Source organism: Streptococcus sp. HMSC057G03 (assembly GCF_001808745.1).
GTDB classification, from domain to species: Bacteria; Bacillota; Bacilli; order Lactobacillales; family Streptococcaceae; genus Streptococcus; species Streptococcus parasanguinis_Z.
Window position 1 is genome coordinate 224,623 of the sequence record NZ_KV794423.1, and the last position, 20,482, is coordinate 245,104.

At 45.4% G+C, this 20,482-nt stretch carries 18 protein-coding genes, 1 other RNA gene and 1 pseudogene; 3 read left to right on the forward strand and 17 right to left on the reverse strand.

Going from position 1 to position 20,482, the window contains the following annotated elements:
• Window positions 1–39 precede the first annotated feature (39 nt).
• The 3 genes from ffs to HMPREF2686_RS05040 all read right to left on the reverse strand — a co-directional run bounded on the left by ffs (window position 40) and on the right by HMPREF2686_RS05040 (window position 2,199).
• Window positions 40–135: signal recognition particle sRNA small type (gene ffs, locus HMPREF2686_RS05030), an RNA gene on the reverse strand.
• Between the two features lie 39 nt (window positions 136–174).
• Entirely contained in the window at window positions 175–687 is a 513-nt protein-coding gene (gene tadA / locus HMPREF2686_RS05035; protein WP_049474207.1) for a tRNA adenosine(34) deaminase TadA, read from the reverse strand.
• A 219-nt stretch (window positions 688–906) separates the two neighbouring features.
• Window positions 907–2,199, reverse strand: a complete 1,293-nt coding sequence (locus HMPREF2686_RS05040; RefSeq protein ID WP_021154044.1) for an adenylosuccinate synthase — start codon at window positions 2,197–2,199, stop codon at window positions 907–909.
• Window positions 2,200–2,495: 296 nt separating this feature from the next.
• On the opposite strand from HMPREF2686_RS05040, the gene gshAB reads away from it, so the two are divergent.
• Window positions 2,496–4,751, forward strand: coding sequence for a bifunctional glutamate--cysteine ligase GshA/glutathione synthetase GshB (gene gshAB / locus HMPREF2686_RS05045; RefSeq protein ID WP_070449473.1), 2,256 nt, complete (start codon window positions 2,496–2,498; stop codon window positions 4,749–4,751).
• A 252-nt stretch (window positions 4,752–5,003) separates the two neighbouring features.
• Here gshAB and HMPREF2686_RS10370 read toward each other — a convergent pair whose 3' ends face one another.
• Window positions 5,004–5,132, reverse strand: coding sequence for a hypothetical protein (locus tag HMPREF2686_RS10370; RefSeq protein WP_006595453.1), 129 nt, complete (start codon window positions 5,130–5,132; stop codon window positions 5,004–5,006).
• 111 nt (window positions 5,133–5,243) lie between these two features.
• Between HMPREF2686_RS10370 and hslO the strand changes: the two genes are divergently transcribed.
• Entirely contained in the window at window positions 5,244–6,116 is an 873-nt protein-coding gene (gene hslO / locus HMPREF2686_RS05055) for an Hsp33 family molecular chaperone HslO (RefSeq protein WP_070449475.1), read from the forward strand.
• A complete protein-coding gene (dusB, locus tag HMPREF2686_RS05060) occupies window positions 6,103–7,080 on the forward strand; it encodes a tRNA dihydrouridine synthase DusB (protein ID WP_049515988.1) in 978 nt (325 codons plus the stop codon). The genes hslO and dusB overlap by 14 nt, the downstream gene beginning before the upstream one ends.
• A gap of 317 nt (window positions 7,081–7,397) precedes the next feature.
• Here the strand turns inward: dusB and HMPREF2686_RS05065 are convergent, their stop codons facing one another.
• From HMPREF2686_RS05065 to HMPREF2686_RS05125, 13 genes and pseudogenes are all read right to left on the reverse strand, one after another.
• Entirely contained in the window at window positions 7,398–8,084 is a 687-nt protein-coding gene (locus HMPREF2686_RS05065) for a YoaK family protein (protein ID WP_070449477.1), read from the reverse strand.
• A gap of 244 nt (window positions 8,085–8,328) precedes the next feature.
• Window positions 8,329–8,664 carry a hypothetical protein gene (locus HMPREF2686_RS10685; protein WP_045759986.1) on the reverse strand — a complete coding sequence of 112 codons (336 nt, stop codon included), beginning with the start codon at window positions 8,662–8,664 and terminating at the stop codon, window positions 8,329–8,331.
• Between the two features lie 10 nt (window positions 8,665–8,674).
• The gene (locus HMPREF2686_RS05075) at window positions 8,675–9,217 is read right to left on the reverse strand and encodes a DUF6773 family protein (protein WP_070449480.1); all 543 of its coding nucleotides are present in this window, start codon (window positions 9,215–9,217) and stop codon (window positions 8,675–8,677) included.
• A gap of 15 nt (window positions 9,218–9,232) precedes the next feature.
• Window positions 9,233–9,427: a helix-turn-helix transcriptional regulator gene (locus HMPREF2686_RS05080; protein WP_070449482.1), complete on the reverse strand. Its 195-nt coding sequence runs from the start codon at window positions 9,425–9,427 to the stop codon at window positions 9,233–9,235.
• Window positions 9,428–9,596: 169 nt separating this feature from the next.
• Window positions 9,597–10,373: an NUDIX domain-containing protein gene (locus HMPREF2686_RS05085; protein ID WP_070449484.1), complete on the reverse strand. Its 777-nt coding sequence runs from the start codon at window positions 10,371–10,373 to the stop codon at window positions 9,597–9,599.
• 24 nt (window positions 10,374–10,397) lie between these two features.
• Window positions 10,398–10,589, reverse strand: a pseudogene (locus HMPREF2686_RS05090) (hypothetical protein); the annotation flags it as partial.
• A gap of 10 nt (window positions 10,590–10,599) precedes the next feature.
• Window positions 10,600–11,661, reverse strand: coding sequence for an AAA family ATPase (locus HMPREF2686_RS05095; protein ID WP_070449487.1), 1,062 nt, complete (start codon window positions 11,659–11,661; stop codon window positions 10,600–10,602).
• A gap of 164 nt (window positions 11,662–11,825) precedes the next feature.
• The gene (locus tag HMPREF2686_RS05100; RefSeq protein WP_037608145.1) at window positions 11,826–12,551 is read right to left on the reverse strand and encodes a hypothetical protein; all 726 of its coding nucleotides are present in this window, start codon (window positions 12,549–12,551) and stop codon (window positions 11,826–11,828) included.
• A 164-nt stretch (window positions 12,552–12,715) separates the two neighbouring features.
• Window positions 12,716–13,123 carry a DUF4430 domain-containing protein gene (locus tag HMPREF2686_RS05105; RefSeq protein WP_024055408.1) on the reverse strand — a complete coding sequence of 136 codons (408 nt, stop codon included), beginning with the start codon at window positions 13,121–13,123 and terminating at the stop codon, window positions 12,716–12,718.
• Complete coding sequence (locus HMPREF2686_RS05110) at window positions 13,101–13,589, reverse strand: hypothetical protein (RefSeq protein WP_003002175.1); 489 nt, start codon at window positions 13,587–13,589, stop codon at window positions 13,101–13,103. Before HMPREF2686_RS05110 ends, HMPREF2686_RS05105 begins: the two co-directional genes overlap by 23 nt.
• 9 nt (window positions 13,590–13,598) lie before the next feature.
• Complete coding sequence (locus HMPREF2686_RS05115) at window positions 13,599–16,028, reverse strand: ATP-dependent Clp protease ATP-binding subunit (RefSeq protein ID WP_070449490.1); 2,430 nt, start codon at window positions 16,026–16,028, stop codon at window positions 13,599–13,601.
• Window positions 16,029–16,493: a CtsR family transcriptional regulator gene (locus HMPREF2686_RS05120; protein ID WP_003009029.1), complete on the reverse strand. Its 465-nt coding sequence runs from the start codon at window positions 16,491–16,493 to the stop codon at window positions 16,029–16,031.
• Between the two features lie 216 nt (window positions 16,494–16,709).
• Window positions 16,710–20,420 carry an alpha-L-fucosidase gene (locus tag HMPREF2686_RS05125; RefSeq protein ID WP_070449492.1) on the reverse strand — a complete coding sequence of 1,237 codons (3,711 nt, stop codon included), beginning with the start codon at window positions 20,418–20,420 and terminating at the stop codon, window positions 16,710–16,712.
• Window positions 20,421–20,482 lie beyond the last annotated feature (62 nt).

Consider the following 20,482-nt stretch of genomic DNA (forward strand, 5'->3'; position numbering starts at 1 on the left):
ATCTCTAAGCTCGGTTGCGCCTTACAGGCTTACCTCACTAAGAGCTATAGAAAAAAGAGCACACAGTTCACTTCGCTTAGGGCTGCTGGATTCCTCCCCTGACCCGCTTCACGCAGAACTGTTGCTCCGATAGGTATTATATCATAATTTGTGGATTTTGCAAAGGTCCGGTTTTTATTCTTGTGTTTCGGCCTTGGCTGCGAGCTTGGCTTGTTTTTTTCGTTCTCGGCCTTGGCGGAAAAAGGTCTGCATAATGGCTGCACATTCTGCTTCCAAGATTCCTGTTTCTACTTCCACCCGGTGATTGAGACGTTCATCTGTCAAAATGTCGTAGAGACTCCCTGCTCCACCAAACTTCTGATTGGTCGCACCGTAGACTACCTGAGGGATCCGGGCCAGCCCGATGGCACCACTGCACATGACACAGGGTTCAATGGTCACAAATAGGGTGGTATCCAGCAAACGCCAGCTCTCTTCGTGCTGATTGGCTTCTTCGATCGCCATTACCTCCGCATGCATGACCGCTCGCTGCAATTCTTCTCGCGCGTTGTGCCCACGTCCAATGATCTCGCCGTCTTTGACAATGACACAGCCAATGGGTATTTCCTCATGGGCCAAGGCGATCTCTGCCTCTTTTAAAGCCTCTCGCATAAAAGCTTCTTTCTCTTCTAGGGTATAGTCTCTCACTTGTACACTCACTTACTTTTTATGTTCTTGTTCTATTATATGATGAAGCCAGAAAAAAAGCCACCAATGGGTGACTTCTTATAGGGAGATATTATGAAAAAAAGTTTGGATTCTAAACAAAGTTGGGAGGTCTTTGTTTATGGTCTTAGTATAGACCACAGGGCTTAAAGTATTCTTAAGACTCAAAAAAGTTGAGAGAGACTCCCAACTTTTATTGAATTATTTACTTGACCAGACACTTTCCAGGATATTGGTTTGGTCACGATCTGGTCCGACTGAGAAGGTTGAAATGCGCACACCAACCAACTCACCGATCCGGCGAACATAATTGCGGGCATTTTCTGGAAGCTCATCCAAGTGACGGACACCGGTGATGTCTTCTGACCAACCTGGTAATTCTTCATAGATTGGTTTGCAACGTTTGAGTTGCTCCAAGCTTGCTGGGTAGTGGTCAATGCGTTCTCCATCCAAGTCGTAAGCCACACAGATCTTCACTGTATCCAAACCTGACAGAACGTCGATGGAGTTCAAGCTGAGGTTGGTAATTCCTGACACACGACGGCTATGGCGCATGACAACTGAGTCAAACCAACCGACACGACGTGGACGACCGGTTGTTGTCCCATACTCATGGCCGACTTCACGGATCCGATCACCCACTTCATCAAAGAGTTCTGTAGGGAATGGTCCGTCACCGACACGGCTGGTATAGGCTTTACATACACCGACAACCTTGTCGATCTTGCTTGGGCCGACACCTGATCCGATGGTCACTCCACCTGCAACAGGGTTTGAAGAGGTTACAAATGGATAAGTTCCTTGGTCGATATCCAACATAACCCCTTGTGCTCCTTCAAAGAGCACGCGCTTGCCGTTATCCAAAGCATCGTTCAAGATAACAGAAGTATCGGTTACATATTGTTTGATTTGTTGACCATATTCATAGTATTCTTCGAAGATATCGTCAAATGAAAGAGGCTCTGCATCATAGAGTTTGGTAAATTGACGGTTCTTTTCTTCCAAGTTGATGCGAAGGCGTTCTGCGAAGACGTCGCGGTCCAAAAGGTCCGCAATCCGGATTCCCACACGCGCAGCCTTGTCCATGTAGGCTGGTCCAATCCCTTTAATCGTCGTTCCGATCTTGTTGTCTCCCTTAGACTCTTCTTGGAGACGGTCTAATTCGATATGGTAAGGGAGGATGACATGGGCGCGGTCTGAAATGCGCAAACTGTCTGTTGTCACACCTTCTTCATGAAGATAAGCCAACTCTTTGACCAATGATTTAGGATTGATCACCACGCCGTTTCCGATGACAGAAATCTTTTCAGGGAAGAAGATACCTGAAGGAATCAAGTGCAACTTGAACTTTTTGCCATCAATCACGATGGTGTGACCGGCATTGTCCCCACCTTGGTAGCGAGCAATGACTTCTGCATTGGCTGATAGGAAGTCTGTAATCTTCCCTTTTCCTTCATCTCCCCACTGGGTTCCTACAACAACTACTGATGTCATATCTTTGTCTGAGCTATATAGCTCGTCCTTTCTTGAAAAGCAGGCAGGAATCTCACCTGCGATTATGTTTTATACCTCATTATATGAAAAATTTGACAATTTTTCAAGGAGGGTTCATCATTTCATTTGTTTTTTCTCTTATGTAGACGAATTACATTTTTACAAAATATGTATTTTCTGAATTTTAGTACTTAATTTAAAATAAAAGTTCGGAATTTTTGTAAAATCGTAGCGGAAATTTGCTTTCTTTTTCCGTTTGTAATAGACTAAAATAACTACCATAGGACGGTGAAACGATGACGATTAATCAATTACTGCAGAAACTGGATACATCAAGCCCTATTCTCCAAGCGACCTTTGGTCTGGAGAGGGAAAATCTGCGAGTTACAACTGATGGACACTTAGCTCAAACTGCTCATCCGAGTCAGCTTGGTTCCCGCAATTTCCACCCGACCATCCAAACAGACTTCAGCGAACAACAACTGGAACTAATTACACCTATTGCTCACTCTACTAAGGAAGCGCGGCGCTTACTGGGAGCTATCAGCGATGTGGCAGGCCGCTCAATTGACCAGAGTGAATGCCTGTGGCCTCTGTCCATGCCACCGCAGCTGACTGAAGAAGATATTATCATCGCCCGTCTGGAAAACGAATACGAACGCCACTACCGAGAGGGTTTAGCGAAAAAATATGGCAAAAAACTACAGGCCATCTCTGGCATCCACTACAACATGGAGCTAGGGAAAGATCTGGTCGCTGCTCTCTTTCAAGTCAGCTCCTATCATTTACTCAAGGACTTTAAAAATGACCTCTATCTCAAACTGGCTCGAAACTTTCTGCGTTTCCGATGGCTCTTAACCTATCTCTACGGTGCTGCTCCTCTGGCAGAAGCCGGCTTCTACAGTCAGGAATACCCGCAGCCTATCCGCTCTTTTCGCAACAGCAACTATGGCTATGTCAATGACGAGAATATTCAGGTGTCCTACACTTCTTTGGAGCAATATGTAACCGATATTGACAACTACGTTCAGTCTGGCGAGCTCAGTGCTGAAAAAGAATTTTACTCAGCCGTTCGCTTCCGTGGACAGAAGCACAATCGCGCCTATCTGGAGCAGGGTATCACCTATCTGGAATTCCGCTGCTTCGATCTCAATCCTTTTGACCATTTGGGCATTAGCCAAGAGACCTTAGATACTGTCCATCTCTTTTTACTGGGCCTGCTCTGGCTAGATGATGTAGAAAATGTTGATGCAGTATTAAAAGCTGCCCATGATTTGAACCAGAAAATTGCTTGTAGCCACCCGCTGACTGCCCTGCCAGATGAGGCAGACAGCTCAGCCCTTCTCCAAGCCATGGAAGAGCTCATCCAGCATTTTGAACTGCCAACTTACTATCAAACTTTGCTGGACCAGATGAGAGAGGCTCTCTTACATCCTCAGCTGACACTGTCAGGACAGCTCCTGCCCCATATCCAGCAAGATTCCTTAACAGCTTTTGGTCTAGAAAAAGCAGAAGAATACCACCGCTATGCCTGGACTGCTCCTTATGCCCTCAAAGGCTACGAAAATATGGAACTGTCCACCCAGATGCTGCTCTTTGATGCTATTCAAAAGGGGCTGAATGTTGAAATTTTAGATGAAAAGGACCAATTTCTCAAGCTTTGGCATGGTAGTCATGTAGAATATGTCAAGAACGGCAATATGACCTCCAAGGATAACTATGTCATCCCTTTGGCTATGGCCAATAAAACAGTCACCAAAAAGATTTTGGCAGCAGCTGACTTTCCCGTTCCGGCTGGAGCAGAATTTTCTTCTCTTGAAGAGGGACTGGCCTACTACCCTTTGATTAAGAACCGAGAAATTGTTGTCAAACCCAAGTCAACCAACTTCGGACTGGGCATCTCTATCTTCCAAGAGCCAGCTAGCCTGGAAGCTTATCACAAGGCTCTGGAGATTGCTTTTTCAGAAGATGTCGCCGTCTTAGTGGAGGAATTTATCGCTGGAACGGAGTACCGTTTCTTTGTCTTAGACGGACAATGCCAAGCAGTCCTCTTGCGAGTGGCGGCCAATGTCGTCGGAGACGGTCAGCATACCGTGAGAGAATTGATTGCCATCAAAAATGACAATCCTCTGCGGGGCCGAGATCATCGTTCACCGCTTGAAATCATTGAACTGGGGGACATTGAACTGCTCATGCTGGACCAGCAAGGCTATGGACCAGATGATATCCTGCCTGCTGGAGTCAAGGTTGACTTGCGGCGCAATTCCAACATTTCTACTGGCGGAGACTCGATTGATGTCACAGACAGCATGCACCCATCTTATAAGGAACTCGCTGCGGACACGGCAAAGGCTATGGGAGCCTGGGCCTGTGGCGTTGATCTCATCATCCCTGACAGCTCTGCTATTTCCACAAAGGAAAATCCCAACTGTACCTGCATCGAGCTCAACTTCAATCCTTCTATGTATATGCACACCTATTGTGCTGAGGGGCCGGGACAAAGCATTACTCCGAAAATACTAGCTAAACTTTTCCCAGAAATGGACCTATAAAGTAAGAAAACGCAGAAGATGTCTCTGCGTTTTTGTTTTGTAACCGAGGTAGAGTTTTAGATGATAACCTAAAAAGATTAAGCATGGTCCTCCTACAAGTTTAAAATAGCAAGTCATTTGCTGTAAAATCATCCTCTAACAAGCAAATTTCAAACCTCTCCTGCATATAGCAGAGGAAATCTTCCCTTTTTCCTAAAAAGAATCATAGGTCGCGAATACAAGGCTAGTATCATCTGAACAAGTTCCAGCCAGTTACTGTTGGCTTCCATAGCCCACCATCTCAACCGCTTTAAAACTGCCTCGGGTTAAAAATTCATACGGAACCCCTAATGCATCAGCTACCGCCAAACCATAGACTGCCGTTTTCAAAGATTGGTTCATGTTAGCCTCCTTTGTTTTATTATACTATTTTTGGTCTTAAAATTCTTCCTAATCCCCAAAAACAAGCGCAGGCCCGCGCTTGTTTTTCTATTTTATGCTAAAATAGTAGGTATGGACAAAATTATTAAAACTATCTCAGAAAGCGGCGCTTTTCGTGCCTATGTACTAGACAGTACAGAAACCGTACGAACAGCCCAAGAAAAACATCATACACAAGCTAGCTCCACGGTCGCACTTGGCCGTACCCTCATTGCCAGTCAAATCTTGGCAGCAAACGAGAAAGGAGATACTAAAATTACGGTCAAAGTCCTTGGGACTAGCTCACTTGGAGCCATCATCACCGTGGCAGATACCAAGGGAAATGTTAAAGGCTACGTACAAAATCCTGGAGTGGATATCAAGAAGACGGCAACTGGTGAAGTCCTGGTGGGACCATTTGTCGGAAACGGAGAATTCCTGGTCATCACTGACTATGGTACGGGAAATCCTTATAACTCCATGACCCCCCTTGTGACCGGTGAAATCGGAGAAGACCTGGCCTTTTATCTGACGGAAAGCCAACAAACACCTTCTGCAGTTGGACTCAATGTCCTTTTGGATGACGAAGACAAGGTCAAGGTGGCGGGTGGCTTCTTGCTCCAGGTCTTGCCAAATGCCAAGGAAGAAGAAATCGCGCGCTTTGAAAAACGCATCCAAGAAATGCCTGCCATCTCCACACTGTTGGAGTCCGAAGACCATATTGAAGCTCTTCTTACCGCTATCTATGGGGATGAACCTTTCAAACGCCTCTCTGAAGAAGAACTTCGCTTCCAGTGCGACTGCAGCCGTGAGCGTTTCTTGAACGCTTTAGCAAGTCTGCCAGCTAGTGATCTGAAAGAGATGAAAGATGAAGATCACGGTGCAGAGATTACCTGCCAATTCTGCCAAACACACTACCACTTTGACGAAAATGACTTGGAGGAACTCATTCGTGACAAATCTTAATACGCCATTTATGATCGGGGATGTCGAAATCCCTAACCGTACCGTCCTAGCCCCAATGGCCGGAGTGACCAACTCAGCTTTCCGTACCATTGCCAAAGAACTAGGGGCAGGGCTCGTTGTGATGGAAATGGTCTCTGACAAGGGAATCCAGTACAACAATGAAAAGACGCTTCACATGCTCCATATCGATGAAGGAGAAAATCCTGTATCGATCCAACTCTTTGGAAGTGACGAAGATAGCCTCGCACGCGCAGCTGAATTTATCCAAGAAAATACCAAGACCGATATCGTCGATATCAACATGGGCTGCCCGGTGAATAAAATCGTCAAGAACGAGGCTGGTGCGATGTGGCTCAAGGACCCAGACAAGATATACTCCATCATCAACAAGGTTCAATCCGTCCTTGATATCCCCCTCACTGTTAAAATGCGGACGGGTTGGTCGGATCCTTCTCTAGCAGTTGAGAACGCCCTCGCTGCTGAAGCTGCAGGTGTCTCTGCCCTCGCTATGCATGGACGAACTCGGGAGCAAATGTATACGGGGCATGCGGATCTTGAGACCCTTCACAAGGTTGCACAAGCTCTGACTAAGATTCCATTTATCGCAAACGGAGATATCCGTACGGTTCAAGATGCGAAGCAACGCATTGAAGAAGTCGGTGCTGATGCGGTCATGATTGGTCGCGCTGCTATGGGCAATCCTTATCTCTTCAACCAAATCAATCACTACTTTGAAACAGGAGAAATCCTGCCTGATTTGACTTTTGAAGACAAGATGAAAATTGCTTACGAACACTTGAAACGCTTGATCGATCTCAAAGGTGAGCACATTGCCGTTCGTGAATTCCGTGGCCTCGCCCCTCACTACCTCCGTGGTACCTCAGGTGCAGCCAAACTCCGTGGCGCCATCTCCCAAGCTAGCACCCTGGCAGAGATTGAAGAACTCTTACAATTAAACGCATAGAAATAATAAAAGCAGGACCTCACATGAGGTCCTGTTTAGAATTATGACAAAGTCATCTTAGAAACTTTCCTCAGGTGAGTACGGACGTCAGCGAACTTCGAAGAAGTTCCATGACTTAGTTTTGGGCCTAAGGTTCCAAAACTCCCGAGTGTCTGAAACAATTGTGTTTCAGACACTTTTCTCACGGCGGAAAGTTTCAGTGTATATTTGAACAATCCTAATAGTATATATCAGTTTAATTTTTTTGCATCACCTAGATTGCTTAATATTAAAAACAATTTGTCTACAATCTATATAGGATCTCATGTGAGGTCCTATTATAGATTATCTGTTTGCAGGCCGAGTTGTTTGACTCTAGCGGTGTAGTAAGTCATGATCAAAAAGAGGTTGGCTGTGATCAGCCAGATGGACCATTGGTGGATGAAATGCATGAGGATGGCCACGCTAATAGCTCCCGCGACAAAACTTCCAACGACAATCCCGTAGTTCATGGCCTGACGCCGATACTCGACCAAATCTCCTTCACCTCGAGCGATTCGGTACAAAGCCGTCAGCATCTTGCGATAATTTCCGGAAGTCATAAAGATCACATAAGGGTGATTTTCGATGAGGCTCCCTGTAAAGGTCAACATCATCATCCCTGTCCCAAAAGCAATAAAGGGAACTTCTACAGGTGGCATGACAGACACCAAGGGAATCAGGAGTGTCACCACAAACAAAGGAAGCAACATCTTGGTCCGCCAAAAGGCTGTCTTGCGATACTCTTTGATATGGAGGGCAACCACAAAGCCGATCGAGAAAAATAAAATAGATGAAAAACGCATGATGGTATTTTCGATACGGGGATCGTGCCAATCAGCGATGAGAAGCAGGAGGTTCCCCGTTTGGGTCGCGACCAAACTCCGGTAATGCATGTGGCAAAAAACATCGAGGCCCCCTCCGATAAAACCAAGCAGAGCCCCCATCAGTCGTGTATTTTGTGGTAAAATTATTTTTTCTTCCATAGTCTTGTCTCTTTTGATTTCAATTATGATTATTATACCACTTTGCACCAGAGCTGAGTATTGAAAATCAATCATAACCACTCATCAAACAAGTGGTTTACGTCAGGACTATGATTCTAGATAATTAGAATTTCCCTATCACTGTATAGTGCTAAGAGAATCATATTAATAACCTTCGTGATTCCTGAAAGAAAGTTCAAAATAATTCAGTTATCCTGTTTTCTTTTTTCATGGTAGTGACCTCTTAAAAACATTGTTTGCCTTCTTTAAAGAGTTGATAGAGAGTATAGATATAAATGAGACTAAAAATAATACAGATGGTTAGAAATAGGAGATATCTCCAATCCATAGAATTCGTTATCAGTTGTGGGAGAGATACGAGGATAAAGCAGAGAGATGCGTTCAAGAAGCGTATTTTTTTTGATGTGATTTTCTGAAATCTTTGTCCCTTATTCAAGACTGGAAGAACTAAAAGGAAAATGATCAGAAAAGGACGCGTAACTTGGCCATAGACTAGGAAAAAGGTAACAAAGATGCTAACTAAAATATGACTGAAAATTAAAGTTTGTAATGATTTCATAAGCTTCCTCCTAATCGTCGTCCTGATCTTCCTTGGCTTTTCGAATGCGAAGCCAGACGATAATTTGCATCACCAATCCGAAGAAGAAAGCTGCGAAAAGGATTGATATAAAATGACCTAGATTGAAAAGAGAGGTGAAAAAGTTTTTGCTATTATCCGTTAAGACATTGAGAAGTGGTATTCCAAAGAACATAAAAACTCCATAGAGCAGACCAGCTTTAATGCCAGGATAGCGTAGCTGTTTGCTTTCTTTTTGGCTTAACATATCAGGATCGATAGCAGTAATACCTGTTTTTTTAGTTTGAGTGCTGACATAGATAGCACAAACCATAGAAACCAGAAAGATAATGATTGGATAACCAAAAGCGACAACTTGGGGATATTTATAAGCAAGGATAAAGGGAATAAGATTGCCAAATATCATCAGGTAAAAGAGGACCATAAAGACTTTATTTCCAATGCGATCCGCCTCGCGTCGTTTGTGTTCATCAAGTGGTCCAGAAATGCCATATGTGCGTTTAATCAGTTTTTCAGTAAAGGTTTCTTTTTCCATTTTTTTCTCCTTTTGTTAAAAATCATCTTCCCAAAAAAGACTGTTGAGGTCCGTTTGGAGGCTACGAGCGAGATTGAGACAGAGTTCCAGGCTCGGATTGTACTTGTCGTTTTCAATCATATTGATGGTTTGCCTCGAGACACCGATATCCTTAGCAAGTTCGAGTTGAGACATGCCCAATTCCTTGCGGAATTCTTTCACACGGTTCATGTTTCCTCCTATTAAATGAATGTCGTATATATTTGACTATAGTATAGTATTATGAACATAAAATGTCAACTATTTTTGACATATTTTTAAATATTTCTTACCAGAACAAAAAAATCCCTCCAGCTACTAATAGTAACTGGAGAGATTTCCTGAAAGAACCCTGCTCGATCTACTGTTTTAGGCGATAGGTCTTGCGTGGTTTTTTCTTAGGCACTCGCTTGACACCCACTTCTTCCACGAATTCTCCGAATTTTACGAGGAAGTTATTGCTAACGATGGGACGTCCGGGATTGATCAGATTGACCAACTCAGTTGCTTCATAAACGGTGAAGGGCTCCTCTAACAGATAGAGGAAGGTTGGATTCCAGTCCAGACGCCCCTGAATCCGCTTGATCGATTCTTGAATTATCTGGTAGTGGTCAAAGGCAAAATCAGAAGCAGCTAAGGGTTCTCCATCGAGCAAACACTGGGACTTTTTGAAATCGACATCGAGAAAAACGACTTCCTTGGCATCGTCACCTGCATGAGCTAAGTCTACTGCTTCTGCTGGCAGATAGACCAGATGGGCAATGGTAATGACCCAGCCTCTGGGGTCCCGCCCAGGGGTGGAAACTGTCATGAGCTGCTCCACCTTATTCACTGGCAGATCGAGCCCAACTTCTTCTTTAACCTCTCGAATGCAGGCATGGGTCGCATCTTCATCCTTGTTCACAAAGCCCCCCACCAAAGCTAGACGATGTTGATAAGGGTGGGCTTTGCGGCGAATGGCTAAAAGCTTGAGCTTGCCTTCAACAAAACAGTAGGCCACCATATCGGCTGTGACACTGGGGGTTTCATAAGTTGGCAGGTCTTGCTCCTTGTACCACTTGAGAAAGTCCGCTTCACTAGCGATCGTCTCAAAATACTCTTTCTCCGTCATTCCTGCTGGAATTGAGAGACTTGCCATCTAAGCCACCTCCTTCTTGAGGGCTTTGGTCCATTCTAAGAAGAAGGGAACGCTGGAAAGAAGCAGGAGATAGATCCATTGAAAGGCTGTGCGGCCTACAAAAAGGTCCTTCCACAGGAGTTTCATAATATTGACAAAGCCTTGCTTTTTCGCTTCTTGGTGAACATTTTTAAAGTCTTGGCTAAAAGTTGCTAATTTTTCAGATAGATTTTTCATAAGCTGCTCCTTAGTCGGCTTGGTAAATGGCATCGATCACCTTCTTGGCTTCTTCGTAGTTGCCGAGGTAGTCTGATGCGAGGAAAGTGGTCGGAATGTTTCCTAGGTATTGCTGGCGCAATTGGTCTAGGTAATTTGAAAAGCTGGTGCGGATCTCTTCGTCAGCCATGGTCATATCTCGGAAACCATCATTGACATAAGAGCCGATCGGCTGTACAAAGAGGATCAAATCCCATTTTTCTTTGGAGAGAATACTGACAAAGAGGTTGTCGAAGGTATCGGTCATGCTGGTATCTTGGCCTTCGACTTCCATATAGTAGTCGTAATAACCCTTGGTCACCAGGGAATTGGTATCTGCGATGACAAGGCCTCGATTGGCACTACTATCGATGAGCTTAGAGGTTTGATCATACTGTCCTAAGAGTAGGTAATAGTAATCTTTTGGCGTGAGTTCATCATCCCGCACATTGTTCTTGATCTGGTATTCACGGGCATACTCAAGACTAACAGGTGCATCGTAAAAGCGAGCCAAGTCCTTTGCAAGGGTCGTTTTCCCGTTGCTGGCGCTCCCCATGATCAAGACTTTTTTCGTGAACTGGCGACGGAAGGGCTGGGCAATGTATTTCCAGTATTTGCTGGGATTTTCCCGGATCATGGTAGCAGAGATCCCGAAGCGACGCTCTTCTAAGTGAACTTCAAACCTTCTAGCTTCCAACTCTTCCTTGTAGGCTTTCTCCCCTACATAAAAGATCAACTCTTCTGTCTCTGTTTGATACTGGATGGTGTTTAGGGCTGTCTGTAACCAAGGCTCCCAGCCCAAGGGATAACGAGGAAGTTCTGTCTCATCTAACTTATAGACTTGGGTCAACTCATCATTTGAGAAGGCTTCACGGATATAACGGAAGCGTTTTTGTAAGGTCAGTCCCACTTCTTCACCACGATCCCCTTCATAACCAGATACAATGACACGAACGCGATCACACTGACGCTTGGCCCGCTGGATCAGGTCAATATGCCCTTGATGAAGAGGCGCAAAGGTTCCAAAAACCAGGGCAATTCTTTCTTTTTTCATATGAACTCCTTTTTATAATTTTTTATAAATAGATTTCCTTTATATTTTTATTATAAACTATATTTTCTATCTGTCAGTAGTTTTTTATAAAAAAATATATTTTTCTTCAAATCAACAAAAAAAGATCTGAAAAGAGAAGCTTATCCTTTCAGATCTTTCGAATTTTATTCACGAGTGAGGGAGTGGCTAACACCGTCTTTAAGAACCGTCACACTAGATACAGAGCCATCTTTTCCAACTACGATATCTAGAGTCGCCGCAGACCCATCGCCTGCTGAGAGATTAGCATGGTAATGACCATCATCCAAGGTATAGTTATAAGCGCTGATACCATAGGCTACGGGTTGGCCCCCAGGAAGTTGGATGGTCACTTGACCACCTTGGCCAATAGTGACTCCAGTGTCGCGTTTGTCAGACCAATTCCCAGCTGCTGCAGAGAAATCCCCTGCTGCCACAGAATAGACTCCCTTGTATTGGGCATTCTCCGTCGCAGAAGCTTGCTTCTTAGCCTGGGCATGGCCGTCTTCTAGACTTGGCAATTTTGCTTTCGCTGGTGTTGCTGGAGTGGCTACTTCTTTTGTTTCTTTTGTTACGGGTGCTGCTGGTGTCGCTTCTTTAGCTGGAGCAGGTGTTTGACTAGCTGCTGCTTGGTTATTTTTGCTACCAACAGTATGACTTTCTTCTGATTTGCTATCAGAGGATGAAGAGGCAATCGGATCTTTACTAGTGATCACTTTTTTCTTAGAAGAAGAGCTGGTTTGTTTAACCAGACTGGTCTTTGAACTGCTTGCTTCTGAAGTTTTTTCTTCTTTATTCCCGCCACAAGCTCCTAGGAAAAGACTAGCTGTCAAAGCTAGGGCTGCTAGGGAAATGATTTTTTTGTTTTTCATAACAGAACCTCTTTTTTGTAACATTTGTAATATTTTGTAACATTATTGTAACACTGTTATATGAGGCTGTCAATAGTTTCTCAAATATTTTTCTAATTTGAAAGAAATTTTAGGTAAGTTCCTAAACTTTGCAAAAAAAAGCCGGACATACTGTCCAGCTTTTCTTATTTATACACTTCTTGATAGAATTCGATCTTGTCCCCTTTTTTAACGGTGGTTTCAGCAGCACCTTTTGGAGCCATTTCGCCATTGATCTTGTACATCCAGTAAAGACCTTTGGCTTCATCTTGGCTGTGACCGTCAATCGAGGTGATCATGCCATTTTTTTCTTCAATCTTGTAGTTGGCTTTGAGCACTTTCATGAGGTTGCTCTCTTCTGCTACTTTCAAGGTTTTCGATTGCGCTTTTTGACCTTCTGGCGTCACGCTAATCGTAATCGAAATTTCGTTTTTCTTGGCAACTTCTGTGCTAGAAGCACTTGTTTGATTGTTTGTGCTATGAGACGGAGCGCAACTCGCTAAAAGAAGAGCTGCAAGTAAGGTCATCAAGCTAGAAATGGTTTTTTTCAACATAAAATCTCCTAAAGATTTGATAGATAATGGGATAGAAAATGATCGTCGACAGAGCATGGGCAAGGTTAAAACTAAAACCATTGACCAAAGCATAGGTCCACCAAGGAATATGGTATATCAAGGCATAAACACTATCGATCAAGACCCCATAAGCAAAGGACAGTAGGCCTACAAAAAGGATCTGAAGGACAAAGGGCAACCACTTGTAACTGATGCGCCAAATGAGCATCAAACAGCCAAAGGCAACAATCTGAAAGAACACAATCAGGCTCATCCCCAGGAAAAAGGCGGAGACAAACATGGTGATCATCATCACAAGAAAAGCAAAGCTATACCCTTCAAATATCACCAAGAGAAAAAAGATGGCAGAAATAGGTTGGACATTTGGGAAAGGGGCAAAAGCCTGACGTAGAGCGACACAAAGGGCCGCCAAAAGCGAAATACGGGTTAATCGCTGAAGCGTCATGACATCCTCCTAGACAATCTCAAACTTGATCGTTCCGGCTGTCGTTCCAACCTTGATCGTTTGTCCTTCTTGGGCTTGGCCTTTCAGCAATAGCTCTGCTAGTTGATCTTCCACTTCGGTCTGCAAGACACGACGCAGTGGGCGAGCTCCCATTTCTGGATCGTAGCCTTTGGTTGCTAGCAACTTGAGCGCTGAAGGCTGGAATTTGAGGGTCATGCCTTGTTCGGCCAAGGTCGCGATGAGCGGTTTGACCATGACTTTCACCACCTGCTGCATGTCCTCGCTGGATAGGCTATGGAAGACCACCTTTTCATCAATCCGGTTGATAAACTCTGGACGATAGGTCTTCTTCAACTCTTCAAACATGCGTTTTTCCATATTAGCTTGATCAAAGCGGATATCTTTGGCACCAAAGCCAACTGTCTTATCATCCCGAAGGGCTGTTGCTCCCAGGTTTGAGGTCATGATGATAATGGTATTGGAGAAGTCAATCTTCCGGCCTTTACTATCGGTTAAGACTCCGTCATCCAAGACTTGCAAAAGGACATTGAAAATATCTGGATGGGCTTTTTCCACCTCATCAAATAAGAGGACCGAATACGGTTTGTTGCGGACTTTCTCGGTCAACTCGCCTCCTTCTTCGTAGCCCACATAGCCTGGAGGGGCACCGTTGAGGCGGCTCGCTGCGAATTTTTCCATATACTCACTCATATCAAAACGGATGAGGGCCGATTCATCATCAAACAGAACTTCCGCCAAAGCTTTGGCTAGCTCTGTTTTTCCGACACCGGTAGGTCCCAGGAACATGAAAGAACCGATCGGACGCTTGTTGCTACGGATACCTGATTGATTGCGTCGAATAGCCCGACTGATACTCGAAACGGCTTGGTCTTGACCAATCACGCGCTTGTGCAATTCTGTTTCTAAGTTGAGGTACTTCTTGGCATCGGTTTGAGTCAGTTTTTGAGTTGGAATACCAGATAATTGGCTCAAGGTCACTAAGACATCTTGGTCAGTGACTTCTTTTTTGTAGACAATGGGAGCGGCCTCTACTTGTAAGAGTTGGGCTGCTTTCTTCCACTTGCCGTCCATCAAGGCCCGATCCAAGGCGGTCAACTCTTCTTTTACGTGACCGTTGGAATCGCGGTTTTGTACAGTAGCTGCCGCTTCATCCAAGAGATCAATGGCTGAATCTGGCAATTGACGGCTGGTCAAATAGCGGTGAGCATATTTGACAGCTGTTTCGATCGCTTCATCGGTAATGGTCACATGATGGTGGTCCTGGTAGGTTTCTTTCAAGCCTTGGAGAATTTGGATGCTATCTGCAACACTTGGCTCTTCAATGGTGACTTTCGCAAAACGCCGAGAAAGGGCTGCATCTTTTTCGATATGCTTTTGGTACTCATCTTGAGTCGTTGCTCCAACTGTACGCAAGGTTCCCCGTGCCAGGGCTGGTTTTAGAATATTGGCTGCGTCTAAGGTCGAATCAATACCGGATCCTGACCCCATAATGGTATGCAGTTCATCGATAAAGAGAATCACGTGACCGTCTTCTTCGATGTCCTGGATGATATTGTTCATCCGTTCTTCAAAGTCCCCACGGAAGCGCGTCCCTGCAACGACATTCATGAGATCCAATTCTAAGACACGCATCTGTGCGATTTCAGCTGGAACATTGCCACTAGCGACACGCTGAGCCAGACCTAAGGCAAGGGCGGTTTTTCCGACCCCTGCTTCTCCCACCAATACAGGATTGTTCTTCGTCTTGCGGCTGAGGATTTGGATCATGCGTGAAATCTCTGCATCCCGGCCGATCACAGGTTCAAGCTGGCCTGCACGCGCCATTTCTGTCAAATCACGGGTATAATCTTCAAGACCTCCACTGGTGCTTGGTGGCATACCCATCATATTTCCCATGGTTTGGCGGTTAGGGTTTTGAGCCCGATAAAGACTCCGGATGGCTTTGATATCATTCTTGTCCCAGCCTGCCTTGTCTTCAAGATTCTTTCGAAGGGAGGCAATAGGAACTCCCTTGTCTTGCTCTGTAAAGGCAAAGCCGGCAAACTCCATGACTTGGATCGCCAAGGTCCCACGGTCTGCTAGAAGAGAGAGGAGCACATGCTCTGTTCCCAAGGTCTTGGCATGAAGGACCTGGGCAATCTCTCTTGCGTGTTTCATAATGGCTTCCATCCGATAAGAAAATGGGAAGATTTCATACCGATTGTCGCTTTGAAAAGCTTGGCCTGTAATATGCTCCGCTGCATCCTGAAACTCATCGATCTGCATAGGATAATCGTTCAGTACAGAACCTGCCACGCTATAGGGATTATTGGCCATAGCCGTCAGGAGATGCCAAGTATCTAAGGTATGCCCCTGATAGTGGCCTGCTAGTATTTGGGCCGCTTCTATACTTTCTAACAGTGCTGTTGAATAGTTCATCTAGTCGGTATTTCCTTTTCTATCTACTTGTTGAATGATTTTTTTCAGCATACTTGCTCGTAGGATGAGAGCATCTCGACCTAGGACCTCATCGGAGGTCGTCGCAAGCAAGAGCTGAGTCTCACGTTGTGTCAATAATTTTTCTTCATAGAGCATCTGGAGGATATCATTAAAGACCTGCTGGCTGATGGTCTCTCCAATATTGGCTGCCAAGTCTTGGAGCATCTGATGATGATCTGAAAACTGGACCTTGCCAATGCGGATATAGCCCCCACCACCGCGCTTGCTCTCTACAATATAGCCTCGGCTCTCGGTAAAGCGGGTCTTAATGACATAGTTAATCTGACTGGGTACGACCTGAAAGACATCGGCTAACTCACTTCTTTTGAGCTCTGCCATGCCAGCTTGAGCCAGCAAGGCCTTGATATAAGCTTCAATGCTATCAGATGTGTTCTTATTTGCCATGATGCTCCTTTCTGGCTTGTTTATTTCTAGATGGATGCTCTGTTCTTGGCCCATAAAAAATGGCCTTGGAGTGTTCCTTCTCATCATTGACCTTATTTGACTATTATACAATTTTTACGGCTGTAAATAAAGCAAAGACTCCATGGAAATAGGAATCTCTTAAGAATACAAAGCAAAAGAGGCTAGTGAGAACTAACCTCTTATGCAAAGAATGAACTACTCTTTGCGACGAGCGAATTTGGCGCCTCCGCCCAAGAAACCTAGACCAAGAAGGCCTAACCAAGCAAAGAAACCACCTTCTTTTGTACCGGTTTGAGGTAGTTTTCCTTCCGATTGTAGAGAAGGACTTTCAACCACTTCTTTTTCCGGATGGTCTGAAGTCAAAACAGAAACTGCTTCTGGGGTTTTCGGTTGGAAGTGGACTGGTCTTTCTTTTTCTTTTTTGTCTTCTGCTTGAGAAAGAGTCGCAACTTCTGGCTGCTCCTTACTTGGAGTGACAGGAGTGGTTGGAGTCGGCATATCAGCTATCAACGGACTTTCTTCCGCTTCCTTCGTTCCGACTTCTGTGATCTGGTCCTGAGCCTCCACTTCGACAAAGGCATCGACTTCTGTCCGAATTTCTTTGCCTTCTTCTTGTCGAACCTCGATTAATTTCAAGCGGCGTCCGACCTTCCCTGCTTGAAGGATCCGGCTTTCGCCCTTAGCCAAGCCCTTGTTCTCACGTGTTTGACTCTCAAATGGAATCTCCTCTGCTTCGATGAGAAGTTCAGGTTTTTCAAGAATCAAATCCCGAACACCTTGATCTGGGCGTGTCTGCGTCAGCGGTTCATAATTGTGAGTATCTTCTAAGATGGTTTCAAGGGCTTCGACTTGATTAGCTGCAGCAACCAAATCTGGTCGCTCTTGATCCAACAACTGAGTCAAGTCCGTCAATTGTCCTTGAACCGTCGGTTTGAGGTCTGCTTTCAAGCGATCGAGAGAAGTAGCTTTGATCTTTTCTACTCCTTCTCTGATGATCTGTTGCAGCTCTTCTTGACTGAGCAACTGGCTATCTTTCCCTGAGAGGACAAATCGGTCCACCTGGATGGCTCTGGATGACTGAGGATCATTGAGAGCCGGATCCAGATGCAGGCGTAGCTGGTGGTAGCCTTTTGCTAGACCTTGTAGATTGACCAAACTCTGGTCGAGCTTGCGTTGGTCTCCATAGCCACTGAAATAATGATCGCCTTCGATCTCATAATCATGGCCCCGACCTTCTTCGAAGGCCATTTCTTTTCCATCCAGGGTGACGCTGTAGAGACCATGACTTGGGTCGACTACTCCTCGGACCTCCACACCAGTGCCCTTAAAGGTAATGGTCACTTCAATGTGTTTCTTGCCTTCCTCATCGGTCACTTGGTTAAAGCTGGACCAAGATTCTGTGCCATTTGAGAAGTCTTTGTTGTCCGTCTCATGGTGCCAACCCTCACTGTAATGCAGTTTTGGATCTTGATCATCCACTTCTTTGCGATTTTCTGGAAGCAGGTCCTCGTTCATTACTTGGACTGTCAGTTCCGGAATAAAGCCGACCAGACTTCCTTGATCTGGATGCAACAATTTGACCTTAAAGTCATAGACATCGGTCGCTTTCCCTGCAAAATCAAGGGTTGGAACTTGGACTGTTTTTTCTGTCTCGCCATCTGCGAACTCAAGGGTGACGTTGGTATCTTTGTAGACCTTGCCATGAACCCCTGTTCCTGGTTCTGTGATTAATTTAAGACTGGCACTTCCTTTAGAGCCACCTTTTCTCTTGACGAGGATTTGCGCTGGGTCGCCTTTCTTAACAGCTAGAGTTGGCTGAGCAAACTCAAAGAGACCCTTTTCTTGGTTATTGAGGGCATAAATCCCTTCCGTTGCGATCGCATCTCCCTTGCTATTGACCAAGGTCAAGGTATGAGATCCTGCTGCCAAGTCCGGTGTTTCATAGACCTTTTGGCTACGTTTGCGGCTTGGGCTTTGGGTATTGACGGTCGCTAGCTTTTGTCCATCGACATAGACATCCATTTCCCCATGACCAGGGTCGACAGTTGCAACCACATATGCCTTAGTGCCTTCAAACTGATAGGTCACCGAAGCTCCCTTTTCCTTGGTCCACATAGAGGTACCTCGAACGCCTTCTCCCTCTTCATTCCACTGACCATTGGCCCGGTCAGCAGTCCGGTCAGAATGATAAGTCAAACCAAGCGGATATCCATCAGTTTCTTCAATGCTAGCTGGCGTCTTATAGACAGAGACTCCGTTCAAGATTGGAGTGGCTTGGGCATCAGTGATGGACACCCGGATATAGCGACTATCAACTGGTTGCCCTTTGATTAATCGGCGGTATCCCACAGTTGAGCCAGCTCCATAAGGAACCCATTGCCCATTCACTGCCACATCAATGGTGAAGCCAGAAATCCGTTGGCCTTTCTCGATGGTTTCTTTGAGCTCTACCACATCAAAGTGTTGCTCTTTTCCAAGATCCAGGACAAAAGATCCGGTCTTGGCATCATCAGCCGGGGCCCAACTGGTCTTTTCATCGCCATCTGTCAAATGGCTAGCCTTGTAGAGAGAATTGCGTCGTGTCGAGTCAGCTTCGACCAAAGCTCCTGCCGCATAGTTCACACTGTAGAGTTGGTCCAAGGTCTGGCGGAATTCTTTCAAACGGGCTACATCGGCCTCCGCAAATTTTCCGTCTTGATTGGGTGGAATATTAAGCAGAAGCGGGGTGCCACGGCCGACCGATTTGAAGTAAATGTCCATCAATTCGCGCAAGGACTTAGGTTCTTGATTGTCATGGTAGAACCAGCCGGAGCGGATAGAGACATCGGCTTCTCCCACTGAGTATTGCTTCCCTTCCGGATCCCCGTGATTGAGGTAGCTATTGGATGGATTGTTGCGGATCTTATCTGGATTGACCTTTTGCCAAACAGGATCTCCGGCAATCCCCTTTTCATTTCCAATCCAACGAACATTGGTCGGCTCAGCTGAGAAGATGGCAATATCCCCTTGGGCCTTGCGAATGGCTTCAAACCACTTGTCAAAGGTATAGGTGACTTTTTGAGCCCCATCGCCACGCGCACCATCCATCCAGACTTCTACGAACTTGCCTTTGTTTCCATATTTAGGATCTTCAAGGATTTCTTTGAGCTGGTTGAGGTAGTATTCATTGTATTGGTCCTCTGTATCCACATGGTAGAGAGGGCTGTGAGCATCCCAAGGTGAGAGATAGACCCCCATGTCCATGTCATACTTGCTGGCAGAAGCAGAAACCTCGGCTAGAACATCGCCTTTTCCATCCTTCCAACCACTTTTAGCAATGGTATGGTCGGTGTATTTAGAAGGGTACAAGAGGAAGCCATCGTGGTGCTTGACGACCATGATGGTCCGTTTGAAGCCCGCCTCTTTCAGGGTTTTGATCCACTGATCGGTATCCAGATGCTCTGGATAGAAATAATAAGGATCTTCTTGCCCATCTCCCCACTCACGATCGTAGTAAGTATTCATCCCAAAGTGGATGAAAGCTGCTAGCTCTTCGCGGTGGTATTGCATCTGAGCCTTGCTTGGAAGTGGTCCGTAATCCGCAATCTCAGTCTCCTCATCTAGAGAAGTGGCTGGTTGGCTTGCTTCTGTCCCTTGACTGACTGTGCGATTTTCTTTCTCGCTAGTAGCTACTGAGGCATGCTCTGATTCTTCTTGGTGCTCGTTCACAGTTTTCTCCTCCTTTCCTTGATCTCCTGTATTGCTCGTTTCAACCCGTTCTTCACGCGGTTCACTATTCTCAGCTTGTTCCTCTGCGTAACTGGTAGTAGCTCCTAAAAAACAAGTCGCTACGACTACCGAGCAGACGCCTACCGAGAGTTTACGAATGCCAAATCGATTTCTCTGATCAACTAATCTTTTTCCCATATTCCATTCCTTTATGTCACCAGGTAAAGAGGGTGGGGTTTCCCCATCCTCTTTCTGTTACC

Excerpts from the sequence above, each read along its gene's own strand:
- HMPREF2686_RS05040 (WP_021154044.1), bottom strand. The coding sequence starts at position 2,199 with ATGACATCAGTAGTTGTTGTAGGAACCCAGTGGGGAGATGAAGGAAAA.
- gshAB (WP_070449473.1), top strand. The coding sequence starts at position 2,496 with ATGACGATTAATCAATTACTGCAGAAACTGGATACATCAAGCCCTATT.
- HMPREF2686_RS10370 (WP_006595453.1), bottom strand. The coding sequence starts at position 5,132 with ATGAACCAATCTTTGAAAACGGCAGTCTATGGTTTGGCGGTAGCTGAT.
- hslO (WP_070449475.1), top strand. The coding sequence starts at position 5,244 with ATGGACAAAATTATTAAAACTATCTCAGAAAGCGGCGCTTTTCGTGCC.
- HMPREF2686_RS05065 (WP_070449477.1), bottom strand. The coding sequence starts at position 8,084 with ATGGAAGAAAAAATAATTTTACCACAAAATACACGACTGATGGGGGCT.
- HMPREF2686_RS10685 (WP_045759986.1), bottom strand. The coding sequence starts at position 8,664 with ATGAAATCATTACAAACTTTAATTTTCAGTCATATTTTAGTTAGCATC.
- HMPREF2686_RS05075 (WP_070449480.1), bottom strand. The coding sequence starts at position 9,217 with ATGGAAAAAGAAACCTTTACTGAAAAACTGATTAAACGCACATATGGC.
- HMPREF2686_RS05080 (WP_070449482.1), bottom strand. The coding sequence starts at position 9,427 with ATGAACCGTGTGAAAGAATTCCGCAAGGAATTGGGCATGTCTCAACTC.
- HMPREF2686_RS05085 (WP_070449484.1), bottom strand. The coding sequence starts at position 10,373 with ATGGCAAGTCTCTCAATTCCAGCAGGAATGACGGAGAAAGAGTATTTT.
- HMPREF2686_RS05095 (WP_070449487.1), bottom strand. The coding sequence starts at position 11,661 with ATGAAAAAAGAAAGAATTGCCCTGGTTTTTGGAACCTTTGCGCCTCTT.
- HMPREF2686_RS05100 (WP_037608145.1), bottom strand. The coding sequence starts at position 12,551 with ATGAAAAACAAAAAAATCATTTCCCTAGCAGCCCTAGCTTTGACAGCT.
- HMPREF2686_RS05105 (WP_024055408.1), bottom strand. The coding sequence starts at position 13,123 with ATGTTGAAAAAAACCATTTCTAGCTTGATGACCTTACTTGCAGCTCTT.
- HMPREF2686_RS05110 (WP_003002175.1), bottom strand. The coding sequence starts at position 13,589 with ATGACGCTTCAGCGATTAACCCGTATTTCGCTTTTGGCGGCCCTTTGT.
- HMPREF2686_RS05115 (WP_070449490.1), bottom strand. The coding sequence starts at position 16,028 with ATGAACTATTCAACAGCACTGTTAGAAAGTATAGAAGCGGCCCAAATA.
- HMPREF2686_RS05120 (WP_003009029.1), bottom strand. The coding sequence starts at position 16,493 with ATGGCAAATAAGAACACATCTGATAGCATTGAAGCTTATATCAAGGCC.
- HMPREF2686_RS05125 (WP_070449492.1), bottom strand. The coding sequence starts at position 20,420 with ATGGGAAAAAGATTAGTTGATCAGAGAAATCGATTTGGCATTCGTAAA.